Source organism: Candidatus Chloroploca sp. Khr17 (genome assembly GCF_004138165.1).
GTDB lineage: Bacteria > Chloroflexota > Chloroflexia > Chloroflexales > Chloroflexaceae > Chloroploca.
Genome location: NZ_RYFF01000040.1, coordinates 22214 through 35028 on the forward strand (window position 1 = coordinate 22214; position 12815 = coordinate 35028).

General features: G+C 70.0%; 10 protein-coding genes. 1 reads left to right on the forward strand and 9 read right to left on the reverse strand.

Annotated features, from left to right (window positions below; genetic code table 11):
• Positions 1–103 precede the first annotated feature (103 nt).
• From EKD05_RS19155 to EKD05_RS19190, 9 genes are all read right to left on the reverse strand, one after another.
• A complete protein-coding gene (locus tag EKD05_RS19155) occupies positions 104–3628 on the reverse strand; it encodes a hypothetical protein (protein ID WP_129675996.1) in 3525 nt (1174 codons plus the stop codon).
• A complete protein-coding gene (locus tag EKD05_RS19160) occupies positions 3625–4176 on the reverse strand; it encodes a hypothetical protein (protein ID WP_129675999.1) in 552 nt (183 codons plus the stop codon). The genes EKD05_RS19155 and EKD05_RS19160 overlap by 4 nt, the downstream gene beginning before the upstream one ends.
• A complete protein-coding gene (locus tag EKD05_RS19165) occupies positions 4176–5597 on the reverse strand; it encodes a hypothetical protein (RefSeq protein ID WP_129676002.1) in 1422 nt (473 codons plus the stop codon). The genes EKD05_RS19160 and EKD05_RS19165 overlap by 1 nt, the downstream gene beginning before the upstream one ends.
• Entirely contained in the window at positions 5594–7051 is a 1458-nt protein-coding gene (locus tag EKD05_RS19170; RefSeq protein WP_129676005.1) for a hypothetical protein, read from the reverse strand. The genes EKD05_RS19165 and EKD05_RS19170 overlap by 4 nt, the downstream gene beginning before the upstream one ends.
• Positions 7029–9095, reverse strand: a complete 2067-nt coding sequence (locus tag EKD05_RS19175; protein ID WP_129676008.1) for a VirB4 family type IV secretion system protein — start codon at positions 9093–9095, stop codon at positions 7029–7031. The genes EKD05_RS19170 and EKD05_RS19175 overlap by 23 nt, the downstream gene beginning before the upstream one ends.
• Positions 9082–9780 carry a hypothetical protein gene (locus EKD05_RS19180; protein ID WP_129676011.1) on the reverse strand — a complete coding sequence of 233 codons (699 nt, stop codon included), beginning with the start codon at positions 9778–9780 and terminating at the stop codon, positions 9082–9084. Before EKD05_RS19180 ends, EKD05_RS19175 begins: the two co-directional genes overlap by 14 nt.
• A 121-nt stretch (positions 9781–9901) precedes the next feature.
• Positions 9902–10075, reverse strand: coding sequence for a hypothetical protein (locus tag EKD05_RS25890; RefSeq protein ID WP_165360820.1), 174 nt, complete (start codon positions 10073–10075; stop codon positions 9902–9904).
• Between the two features lie 100 nt (positions 10076–10175).
• Positions 10176–10559: a hypothetical protein gene (locus tag EKD05_RS19185; RefSeq protein WP_129676014.1), complete on the reverse strand. Its 384-nt coding sequence runs from the start codon at positions 10557–10559 to the stop codon at positions 10176–10178.
• A 106-nt stretch (positions 10560–10665) separates the two neighbouring features.
• Positions 10666–10932: a hypothetical protein gene (locus tag EKD05_RS19190; protein ID WP_129676017.1), complete on the reverse strand. Its 267-nt coding sequence runs from the start codon at positions 10930–10932 to the stop codon at positions 10666–10668.
• 620 nt (positions 10933–11552) lie between these two features.
• Between EKD05_RS19190 and EKD05_RS25895 the strand changes: the two genes are divergently transcribed.
• Positions 11553–12815: CpXC domain-containing protein (locus EKD05_RS25895; protein WP_165360821.1), on the forward strand; the 1263-nt coding region annotated here is incomplete at its 3' end.

Sequence of the window (12815 nt, forward strand, 5' to 3'; positions counted from 1 at the left end):
GCTGGCGGGCCTGGGATGGCGGTGGCGTGCGCTGCGGCGCGGCCTTCCGGCGTACGCTGGCGGGCCTGGGATGGCGGGCCTGAGACGACGGTGGTGGGCGCATCTACGGGGGAGCCTGTCGTCTCGCCGGTGGGCCGGGCACGGCGGGCGGGGTGACGGCGGGGCCAGTGGGTGGGCGGGACGCGTCGCGCGGCCGCCGTCCGCGATCCTGCTGGGCCATGCTGCGCTCGTCGGTGGGGTAGCGGCGTACCAGGGCGGCGACGTAGCAGGCGTTGATCAGGGGGTGGACGCCGTCGCGCTGCTGGCTGAGTTGGGCCAGGTGTTGGTCGGCGGGGAGGGTGCGTGGGCGCTGCGCCAGGTGCTGGGCCTCGTGCTGGGCACGGCGGGTCGCGACCGCACGCAGTTGTTCGATCAGCTGCTGGATCACGGCCCAGGCCTGGTCGCTCAACTGGCTCGTCCTCATTCCTTGCCCCTCGGCGACCAGCGCGGCGCGGTGTTCCTGGTGGAGGGCGCTGAGCCATGCGTGGGCCACCGCGCGGTAGACCGTCTCGGGCAGCAGATCCGGGTGGGTCGCCAGCGCCTCGCGGACGCCCTGCTCCAGCGCTTCGAGGGTGGCTAGGTCGAGCGCTTCGGCGGGCGAGGCGGGCGTGAAGGGGGGCCGTGCGGTCGGGGGGTGCGCGGGGGCGGGCTGCTCGGGCGGGCGTTCACGGGGGATGGCTGACATCAGGCCCATGTCGCGGCGTTCCACGGGAAACCGAATGAGCAACTCTTCGCGGGGTTTGACGCCGGTGAAGTCCTCGGGTTGAAGCCCCTGGTTGGCGTAGGCGTTGACCAGGTCGCGGGTGTCATCGCGGACGCCGCTCGTCAGGCACATGCCGCCGATCACGTTCAGCACGATGCCACCCAGCTTTTCGCCCAGTTGGTTCAGCCCCTGGTGCGCGCCAATCAGGCCGACGCCCATCGAGCGCGTGCGCGTCCACATGCGCTCGGCGTCTTCGGCGCGTTCGGCCTTCACGAACATCTGCACCTCGTCGACGAAGAGCGGCCAGTCCCAGCGTTGCTCCGGGTCGGTTTCGTCCTGCTGGGCGAAGGTCGCGCTGACGATGCTCTGGAAGAGCGCCGCGCCCCAGAAGGCGGCATTCGTGTCGCCGATCGTTTCGGGCACGAATTTCATGATCACGATTGCCTGCGCGCGCATCGCCGTGGTCAGGTCGATGGTCGACGCAGGCTGGCAAAGCAGGCGCTGGCCGGTCTCGGAGCCAACCAGGCCGGTCAGGCGGCGCTTGAGGCTGTCAATCGAGGTCTTGATCTTCTCCGGCATCGCGGGCACCTGCACCAGCCAATAGTCACGGATGGCGGTGTCGACGACCCGGCTGAGCACGTCGTCGCGGTAGGCGGGCGACAAGTAGAAGCGCTCGAGGTGCAGCAGCGTCGGCGTGCGCTCGCCTTCCAGCAGCGCGCTGAGGCCCATGAAGAGCGCTTGCTGCATGCCCAGCGCCCCGGCCCAGATCTCCGGCTCGATGCGGGCGAAGATCTGGCCGATCTCGCCCGCGACGACATCGCGTGGTTTGGCACGGATGAGCCGTCGGTCAAAAGGGTTGAGGCACGGCACCCAGGCGGCGGTGGTGTCGATCACGATCACGCGGTCGTACGCTTCCGGGGGCAGAATGCGCAGCAGCCGGTCGCACAGGTCGCCCTTGGCGTCAATCACCCCGCAGCCACCGCCGAGGCGAGCAATTTCAACGACCATCGTCTCGACCAGGCTGCTCTTGCCGCTGCCCATACTGCCCATCGTATCCCAGCCCTGCCGCAGGTCGCGCAGGGTCGGGCCGATCAGGGCCAGCGTGCCATCGCGCTGCTGGGCGTAGGCCAGGCCCAGCCGACTGCGGCCAAGTTCGTGTGGTGTGGCTGGGCGTGGCTGCACCTGGCGCGCCTCGGCGGCGGCGGCCTCGGCGGGACTGAGGAAAGCGGCGACGGGCGCAGGCAGGTGCTTGCTGCTGCGCCAGGCGAACAGCGTCTCCAGGTCGAGCGACGGCGGGTGCCAGAAGGCGGCCAATTCGTACGGGCCGAGGATGCTGCGCTGCGTGCCCGGTGCTGGGAAGACCGTCCAGCGTGCGCCCGGCCAGACCGGGGGCGGGGCGTGCGCCCGCAGCGTCGCCAGGCGGTCGCGGCCCCGTGCGGCGCGCCGACGGGGGCTGCACGCAAGGACGCCGAGCAGGCCAGCGAGGGCGCTGAGGCTGGTCAGCACCGGGGCGAGCACGCAGGAGGGCAGCGTCAGCGGGGCCACGGGCAACGAGATGGCGAGGTGGGGCAGCGCCTGGGCCAACGCCAGGCCTGCTACCGCACCGGTCAGGCCCGCCACCACCGCCCCGCTGATCGTCAGCCCGCCCCAAGGCGGCAGCGGGGCCGTCCCGATCGTCGCGGGGGTGAGCGGGATGAACACGAAGCCCGGGGTGCGTCCAGGCAGCCGACTGCCGACCCGCCGGAGGCGCTGGCGAGCGTCGCCCGCCGGACGACTGAAGGTTTGCAGCGCGTGGTGCATCGCCCGCACCTGGCGCACGGCGGCCGCACGGGTCTGGGCCGCGACGAGGCAGCGCACGACGACGTCGAAGCCGTGGTGCTCGACTTTGCGCACCAACGCCTCGTAGGCGGCGAGGTCTTCCGGGTTGACCGTACCCTGGATCTGGCCGATCTGGTCACGCAGCGGCGCACGCCAGTCGTCGTGCGGCGGCAGCGCACGCAGGATCAGCTCGTAGGCCGCGTAGGTGACGCCCTCCTGCCGGGTCAGCGCCGTCGCCAATGGCCCGAGCGGGTCGCCGCCGACGAACATCGCCAGGTCTTTGAGCGGGTAGGACGGCGACCGGGCCAGGATGTAGTCGGCGGAGCCAGCGAGACGCGGCCCGTCCGGCTCCTGGCACTGGGCGAACATCGTCGCGACATCATCGCTCGCCGGGCGGGTCGTCGTGCCCGGGGCCTCGCCGCTCACCAGGTTGCGCAGGGCGTCGGTGCTAGCGAGCTGGGCAGCCTGCTGGGTGGGGGTCCGCACGGCCAGGCGCACCCGCTGATCCGCCATGCCATTGACCAGGGCAAAGACGACGTGATCGTCGCGGCCCTGGAGTTGCCCGGCGGGGTTCAAGAGCTCGCCGAGCCCGGCGAAGAGATCCACGCCTCGGCCCAACTCGGCCGCCGGGGTTCGCGGCAGATCGACGAGCATGGTCTGCACCGTCGTGCGCCGCCGCCGCACGATCTGGCGGGCGAGCATCCAGCCGCCAAGCACCAGGTGGAGCACGACGCCGCTGAGCAGCGCGACCAGGCCCAATTTCACCCAAGGATAGGCCCCCTGCAGCCATGCGCCAAGCCGAGCCGCCAAGGGAGCCAGCGTCGGCGGGGCCTGGGTCAACGCATGCAGCACCGGGGTCGGGGCCAGGACGAACCCGTACACGAGCAGCAGCAGCACCACCCCGCCGAAGCGCATGAGCGAGCGCTGGCGACGCCGCGCCTTTGCGAGTTCCGCGTCGGTCGGCGGGCGCTCGTACGGATTGCCGTGCCAACGCGGGCTTTGCGTACGCGGCGGCACCCGCGACGGCGAGGACGCCCCGCCCTGGGTACTGGGGGAACGCGGCATCATGGGGTGGCGTTCTCCTCAGCGTCAGGCCGCGGCTGGTGCGCCGAGGCACTGGGGTGGGTCTGGGCGGCAGACGGCCTCATACGCACCCGCGTCGAGGGGCGGCGTTGGGGGCGTGGGGAACGCGCCATGATTGCTTTGGCCTCCTGCTGGTCGTCAGGCCGCGGCTGGTGCGTCGAGGGGCGGCGTTGGGGGCGTGGGGAACGCGCCATGATTGCTTTGGCCTCCTGCTGGTCGTCAGGCGACGGCTGGTAGGCCGAGGCACTGGGGTGGGCATGGGGGCAACGCCGCCGCATCACGTTGGCCTCCGCTTCCTCACGTCGGGGCGAAATGCACACCGAGGCTCCGCCCGGCGTGTTGGGGCAGCGGGCCATGATTATGATCGTTGCAGCCTCTGCTGGGTCGTTCGGCGGTGAGATGCGCGACGGCGCTGCGGCACGGTGCTGTGTCGGCACAAAAGGTGGCATCAAATGGGCGACCTCCTGCGGGTCGTCATCCGCCGACCCTCGTGAGGACGCACGGCCCTGGGTGCTCGGGAACAACGCGCTCATCACTGGCCCTCCGCTGCGTCGTTCTGCCGCAGCGCGGGTTCGACGAGCAGGGGCAGGCCACGCCAGACCGTCTGCCCTCCGGGGAGCCAGGCGATGGCCTGGCCGACGTTGACCACGGGCAGTCCGGCGGGGCGGAAGGCGTCGGGCAGCGCGGGGTACGGTGGATCAGGCACCTCGATCACGGGCAGCCGATGGCAGGCCGCCCGCAGGGCGGCAAGCGGCGGGCGGTCGCCCAGGATGAGGATGACTTGCACGCCGGGCTCAGGCACGAGCAAGGGCTGGAGATCCGGCCAGATCGTCGCCGAGGGCGTCATCACGAGCACCAGTGGCGGTGGGGCGAGCGTCGCCACGTGCCCGCGTGCGCGGGCGAAGCGCTGGCGCAGTTGTGCGTCACGGGCCTGGGCCAGGGCCTCAGGCTGCGGAACCAGGGCCGCCAGGCTTGGATGCAGCTCGCGCAGGCGGCCATCAGGGTCGTGGACGAACACCGCAGGGTGGTGGGCACCGGGCACCTGCGCACGCCCCGCCAGCAGGCCGAGCAGCGGGCCGTGCATGGCCCCCGCGAGCACCAGGTGCTGGTGGCACGGCAGCGGCCACCAGATCGGGCCCTGGCGCGTGCGCACGACGGGCAGCCAGCGCCACACCGCAGCCGCGGCGGCGGAGACGGCGGGCAAGGCGGCGGCCCGCACGGACGCCCGCAGCACGCTGAGGGTCGCCACGTCACGCCACCGCGCCCGAACCCCGTGCCCCTGAAGCGCCTGGATCACGGCCCGCTGCTGGCTCGTGGTCAACACCGGCGTGAGCGCCAGCTGGAACACGAGGTGCCGGGGCTGGTCGTGAACGGCCAGCAGCGCGGGCGGGTGCGCCGTGACCTGGGCCACGGTCGTCATGACGAGCGTCGTCACCTCGGGCGGGGCGGGCTGCACCTGGCCCAGCGCGGGCCGCACTGGCGCTGGCGTGATGAACTCGAGATCCAGCGTCAGCCGTGGCCCGCGCACGCGGGGCCGGGCCAGGCGACGGGGCACGGCGGCGGCGCGGTGATGCGGCGGTTCCTGCGGCAGCGCGGCCGGGCGCGGCGGCTGTGCCGGTCGCGGCGGCGGGGCCATGAGGTGGGCGCGAACCGCGAGCCCGCGTACCTGCCAGCGCGCGAGCCGCAGCGCGGTGGGCCGCGTGGCACGCCAGGGCGGGGACGGCAGCACCACCCGCGTGCGGTGCCTCCACCAGCCGATGCCGAGACTGCCCACGCTGGTGGTCACGAGCATGACCAGCCCGGTGGCTGGGATGCGCTGCAGCGCATCCCAGCGGTGGAACCCGATGAGGGCACCACCGACCAAGCTGACCAGGCTGACCAGGCCGACCAAGCCGACCACCACGACGGCAACGCGCAGGGCACGGGAACGGAACCTTCGGCGGTTGGACGTCATTGCAGCGCCTCCGGCTGAATCTGCACGTACCAGAGCGCCGTCGGCCCGGTCGCCAGCAGCAGCTCGTGGCCCTGCCAGATCCCCCCCGTGCGCCCCTGCGTCTGGATCGTCGGCAGCACCACGAGCGTCGCGTCCGCATCCGCAGGCCAGCGCTGCACGGCCAGCGTGCCCTCCGCCGTGGGCCGGACAATGCGCAGCGTCCCATCCGGTTGCACCGTCAGCGCGACCAGGTCGTCGGGCAGCGGGCCGACCCGTTCGGTCACGCCCGCCGCCAAGGTGACGCGATCCAGCGCCAGGCCCAGGCCCGTATCGGTCACCCACCAGAGCGCGTCGGCGGTCCAGGCCAGCGGGATGAGCCCCGCCGGGCGCGCCGGCGGAACGCGCAGCCGCGTCGCCCGGGCATCCGCACCGGGAGGGGCGAATTGGATCAGCACCGCGGTGTGGTCGAGCAGCGCCGTCGCGGTGGGTGGGGCGTCCGCTGGGGGCGTGGGCCGCGCCACGTGCGGCGGCGAGGGCGACGCGAGCGACGTGATGATCACCGCCGCCGCGCCATCCGGACTCCAGGCGAGGTGGTGGATCGTGCCAGGCACCGTGATCAGCGGCACCTGGGCGTCAACCTGCGGCCGCGCCGGGTCAACGACCAGCACATCAACGCCCTGCGCGTGCGGCACGGCCACCAGCAGGTGACGGCCCCCTGGCGACCACCACACCCCGCGCAGACTCCGAGCCGTGGTGATGACCTGCGTGCCCGTCGGGCGCGTCAGGGTCAGGCTGCCGGCCACGCCGGGCAGCGGCGCACCCCGGTGAGGTTCCCAGACCGCCCAGAAGCGTGCGCCGTCGCGCGTGGTCTGCTCATCCGCGATGGCGTACGTCTCCAACACCGGGAGGCGCGTCAGGCCCTGGGCATCCAGGTGAAGGTGATAGGGCGCGGGTTCCGGCTGCGGCGGCCCCCAGCCCGGAGCCCCGGCCGACCGCTCCGGTTCCGGTCGCGTCGCCGTCAGCCGCCACCCGCTCCCCGCATCAGGACTCACCTGGAGCCAGGTGCTCTGCGGGTGCGGCAGCGGCACCGGCTGAACGAGGGGGATCGGGCGCATCGGCGGCACGATCAGCGTCGTCGTCTGCTGTCGGCTCACCTGGATCACGCTCGTCACCGGAAACGCCCCCGGCTGTGTGAAGTGCAGGGCATGCGGGCCGCTCGGCAGCACGATGCGTCCGGGACGCACCGGCCGGTCGGCGAGCTGCACCTGCACCTCCGGCGGCAGCGGCGGCACCAGCAGGGTACCACTGCCGCGCAGCACCGGCAGAAGCAGCCAGACGACGACCGCCAGCATGCTCACCACGCCTCCGGCCTGCAGGCCCTGCCGCAGGCGGTGGCGCTGGCGCTGGAGCCGGGCCGCCAGCACATCCAGGTGCAGCGTGAACGGGCCAACGTCAAGTTGGGACGGCACCCGCATCCGCGGCCTCCTCGTCAGGTGGCGGCGCCGCCGGGGTGCGTGCGCCGGGGATCAGGGCGTGGATGGGCGCGGGGGCCCGGGGAATCCGCAAGGGGATCGGCTCGCGTCCGACCAGGAGCAGCCCCGTCACCCCATCGGCATCCCGCCGACAGCGCGACAGCCAGGTGATCTCGCCCGGCGTCAGGCCCAGTTTGGTGGCCGCCTGCAGGATCGAGTTGTCGTCGTCCTGCACGCCCGCCCGCGCCGGGCGCAGCTGCCGGAGCAACAGGATCGTCTCGCAGTTGTCGAGAAAGGTCATCCCGGCGGCATTCGGCACCACCTGATCGCCGACCCGCCGCACGAGGAACTCGCGGATCTGCTGGGTGATGACCGTCACGGCGACGCCGAGTGAGCGCCCGAGCCGAGCCAGCAGCTCGATCGTCTGCGCTCCAGCTGCGGTATTGAGCACCGCCCAGGCCTCGTCGATGATCAGTTCCATGGGCCGTCCGGTGCCGCGCATCGCGACGGTCATGACGTAGTCGGCGATCAGCGCCGGCAGCACGCGCTGCAAGGTCTGATCCTGGCCCTGGACAAAAGCACTCAGGTCAATGCCCAGCACGCCCACATCGGCACGCAAGCGGGACGGTGGGATGGCCAAGGGCAGCGGGCGGTTGCCGTGGAGCAACCGCCCCAGCGAGCCTTCGGTAAAGAGCGTCAAGGCCGCGTCGAGCGCCGCGTCATGCGGACGCGCCGCCAGGGCCTGCGCCACCGTCCGCAGATCGGGCACGTCGGCATGAAAGGTCGTCGGGTCGCTGGTGATGCCGCGCTGCGCATAACAGGCCAGCACCGTTTCTTCCAGTTGGGCTTCCGCCGCGCCACTGAGCGGCATGCCCCGGGCGAGCGCTTCACTGGCGACCAGGTGTTTGACCAGCGCGGCCCGGCGGGCGCACAGATCGATCTGCAAGCGGGCAAGCCGCGCCCCGACCGCCGCCTCGCCCCAGGGCAACGTCAGCGGGTTCAGTTGCAGCTCGGCTTGCGCCGAGAGCACCAGGTAGGTGCCGCCCAGGCCGGTCTCGATCAACGTACGATACTCCTGGTCTTTCGGGTCAAGCACACAGAGGTCGCAGGCGCCGTGGGCGAAGCGTTGGAGCAGCGCAGATGCTTGCTGGTAGGTTTTGCCGCCCCCGGTGGCGGCAATGGTCGCCTGATGGGGCGACGGCAGCGCAAAGCGGTCGAGCACCACCGGCGCCCCCCCGACTTGTCCGGCCCCACTGCCCTCGGCCCGCACGCCATAGAGGATCGGCACGCCCTGCCCACTCTGCAGCGTCGCCGACGAGGCGGGCAGCAGGCGGGCGAGGGTGGGCGTATCGGTCTCGAACAGGGAACGCACCGCATCGTGCCCGAGCGGGGCCGTCGTCAGCAGGCCTTCCCAATGGTGAGCATCACAGGCCACGATCATGATCTGGGCCTCGGTGCACGCGGCGCGGAGTTGGCGACTCCGTTCGTGCAACTCACGCCCATCGGCCCCCGCGACGGTCAGGTAGAGCCCGATCAGGTGCAGGGCGCGCTGCTCCTCGGTAATGGCCGCCAGCACCCGCCGCAGATCGTGGAGCGCGAGCACCTCGTCGGCCCCGGTCTCCCCGCCCTGGGTGAGCGCAACGCCCAACTGGTGAGCCAGGTGGGTCAGGCGCTCTTTGGCGAGCGCCCGGGGGAGCGGATGATTGACCAGCGCTGTCTGCACGCCGGGCAGTTGCATGATCGGGACGAGCGCGCCAGGCGGAAGCATGCGCGGCAGCGCCAGCACGGCAAACGTGCGCGTGTAGCTCTGGCCGCTGCGCACATGGTCAATGGCCCCCCGATCAATGCTCGCCGGGGCGATCAGATCGGTCTCGGTCGTCACCGTACGCTCCCGCCGTCCGCCCACGGCGATCAGCGGCGCCCCGCTGCGGCGCCGGTGCCGGGTGATCAGCGGGGCCGCAGGATCAACCGGAGGCGGTTCTGCGGGGGCCTGGGCGGCCGCCGCCGCCCAGGGTGGGGCAGGCAACCGGGGATCAACGGGTGGCATGGGAAACCTCCGGGGCAACGACCTGCAGCGGGCGGGGGGCTGCCACGGCCGTCAGCGCCTGCTGGCTCTCGGCGGCGACCGGGTCAAGCGCAGCGCGCAGCATGCGGCGAATGGCAGGGGCGCTCATCAGGGTGGGGGCGGGTTCCAGGCCCAGGGTCGCGAACTGCCCGGCCAAACGCCGCGCCCGCGTGAGCGCCTCGGTGACCGGATCGCCGGGCAAGCGCGTCACCTGCCCGACCAGCGCCGCCGGCCGCAACTCTCCCCACATCCCCGACGGCGGCGTCTCGGGGGCCACCGACGGCACGGCGATGACCCAGCGCACCGTGCGCAACTGCCCCAGCGCCGCCCAGGCGTGTTGGAGCGCGTCGGTGAGCGCCCCCAGGATGGCGTAACTCCGAAAATCTGGGGCGCGTTGCTGCGCGGCCGTGAGCGTCTGAATGAGCGGAGCGTAATCCAGCGGCACCGCCATCGTCAGCAGACTGCACCGATCCGGGCAGGTACTGAACACATGGGTCGCCGCCTCGAGCAGCCGTGCGAGGGACGTCGCATCGTGCAAGCGCAGATCGGGTGGGGTCAGATCGATGAGTGCCACCGCCACGCCATCCCCTCGCACGAGATAGCCCTCGCCGATGGTCAGGGCGCCCAGTGCCTCTTGCACCGAGCCAGGGGGTCGTGAACGAGCCATGAGCGGATCTCCTTTCGTGGGTCTCGGGTCTCGGGTCTCGGGTCTCGGGTCTTGGGGTTCAGGGTTCAGGGTTCAGGGTTCAGGGTTCGGGGTTCGGGGTTCGGAGTTCAGGGTTCAGGGCTCAGAGGTTGCGTGGGCAGGCCAGCACGGGCCTGATCAGGGCAACTGGAGGAGTCAGACCAGAGACCGTTGCGTAGGCTCCTTGACCACCCTGAGCGAAGCGCAGGGTCGCAGGCGTCCCAACGGCAGTGTCGTACGCAGCCTGACCTGACCATGCGGCACCTTCACGGGTCATTGGTCTCACCTGGCATCGGGACACCCGGCGACCATCCTGGCCTTCAGGCTTTCCGATCCCCACTCCCCGATCCCCGATCCCCAATCCCCGACCGTCGGCATCACCCCCCACGGCGCATCCTGACCCCTGACCTCTGACCCCTGGCCCCTGCGCCCCGTTCCCTCACCTCAACCGTACGCGTCACAATGAGCAATGCGGGTCGTCGGACGTGGCGGCTCAACACCACCACCCAGGACAGCGGCGTCCGGCCACGTGGTTTCAGTTCCACCAGCGCGGCGATAAGACTGGCCGGAACCAGGACGATCCCGGCCAGCAGGGTCCACGCGATGGGCGTCAGCGTTGCCAGCGCCCCCCAGATCAGCACCGCCACCAGCAGCAACGTGCCAGCACGGGCGGGGAGCCGGATGGCTCGCCCGGGAAAGGGGCGGATCGTGACCGTGGGACGCACCTGCAACCCAGTTGGCACCTCGTGAACCAGACTCATCCTCACAAACCTCCTTCCTGCTTCGGTTCAGGCGACCGGTTCGGGGCTCAGTAGGACGCCGACCGCATCCAGATGCGCGGTGCCCCACCACCCACCGCCCCTCGCCTTAGGGCGTTGCCCCACCACCACCACCGCCGGCGGCCCCAATGAAGAAACCAATAATGGATGCGGCATTAAACGCGACCACCGCCACCAGGCCGACGCCAAGGGCCTTGAAGAGCGCGGCGAACCAGGAAAACCGTTCCGGGTTCTGGGTCCAATTCTCATAAATGCTCCAGACCAAAATGATCGCGGCAATGGTCGCCACCGCCGCGGTCGCCCAGGTCAACACCGGGAGCAAGAGGGCGTTCAAATCGGGTAATCCCGTCCACATAGCGCGTCAAACCTCCTTCCAACAATGCCAGACGTCGCGTGAAGAACCGCGCGTGGGCCAGCCAGTCGCGCTGGCCCTGGCGCGTTCCCTGGGCGACACCCCCAACGAACCACGAGCAACCGACGGGAACGAACGGGGCTTATGACGACAACGGCACCACCTCCTTCACCGTGAACCAGGAACGCAGCAGATGCTGATGAACCTAGTCTAGGGCGAAGGAGGGACTGGGGCATCGGTAGAAGGTGGGGATGTTGAAGGGTATCAGAGTGTGTGTCGATGTAATAGAAGGACTTGCAACGCGAGGCCGGTTGATGACCTGACGGCGATGCGATAATGCCGGCATCTGTAAAAATCCGGCGGAACGTGCTACAATGGGATAGGGCAAGAATATGTGCATATTCCAGCACGTTTCCGACCTACAACACGGTTCAATTCCGGCATATGTCGGTTTGCGCTGACACAGCGTTTAGATTGACGATACCGGACGACGGCATCTCAATATCGCTGAACCTTATCTTGATGCCGTATACCGCCATTGTATACCTGCAATCAACAATCTAAAATAGATCCAGGACTAGCCACGATCTCGATGCCAATTCACTCCCTGGAGGTATGCCACGATGACCATCTCGCTCGCCCAAACGGCCAGCCTCACCTGCCCCGTATGCGGCGTTGCCTTCGACGCCGAGGTCTGGCTGATCGTCGCCGCCGATGAACGCCCGGATCTCGTTGCACGCATCCGCGCCGGTACGCTGCATACGGTGGTGTGCCCGAACGGCCACGCCAGCCAGATCGATGCGCCGTTATTACTCTACCGCCCGGATGCCGATCCGCCGATCCTCTTTTCGCCGGCCGAGCAGACCACCCGCGAGCAGGATCAGCAACAGGCCGCCGGGCTGATCGGCGCGCTCCGCGAGCAACTGGGTAATGCATGGCGCGACGCATGGCTCGTCCAGGGTCTGCCCGGCGTGCAGCGCGCAATGCTGCCCATTGCGCTGGCTGACGACCCAGAGGCGGCGTTGCATGCGGCACAGGCACAGATGCAGCAGGCACTCGACGAACTGCGTGAGCGTGATCCGGATGCGTTTGCCCAGCTTGAGGCCGAGGCGCAGCAGATGATGGAGACTACAGACGCGCCTGATGCAACGCCCGGCGATACCGGCGACATAGCGGACATTCCCGCAGTTCCACCACTCGTCGAGACGCTCAATGCCTTTATCAGCGCGCGCTCCTGGATGGATTCCTACCGCCAGGTGCAGGCTCACCCTGAACTGCTCAGTGATGAAGCCCTGGCCTTCCTCGACCAGGCGATCACCGCCGCACAGGCGCAGGGCAATAGCAATGCCGTGGCTATCTACACCGAGCACCGCGACCTGCTGCGTCGCTGCCGCGAGATCGGCACGGATGCGGCGTTTGCGGAGAAGATGAATGTGCCGGTGGCGCAGTTGCAGGATCAGCAAGCTCCAGGCAACCTGCCACCCGACGTGCAGGCGGTGCTTGCGGAGCTTGCCCGCGAGGGGCCGATCACATCGCCCGAAGAACTCGAACGCCGGTTGGCAGCCCGGCCCGATCTGCGCGAGCGCCTGGAGCGCGCAGCCGGCGAGACTGCTGGTGCGATGCATATTCCACCCGAGGTTCAGCCAGTTATTGCAAAGATTGCTCAACTCAACCGCGTCTCTGAGATGCTCCAGCGCGTAGCATTGTGTCGCCAGGCACTCACGCTCATCGTACCAGCAACCCATCCGCAGCTTTGGGCCGCACTCCAGGGTGAATTGGGGAATAGTCTTGCCCAAAATCCGCTCGGCGAGCGGGCCGAGAACCTCGAACAGGCGATTGCCGCCTATGAGCAGGCGCTCACGGTCATGACCCGCGCGGCCATGCCC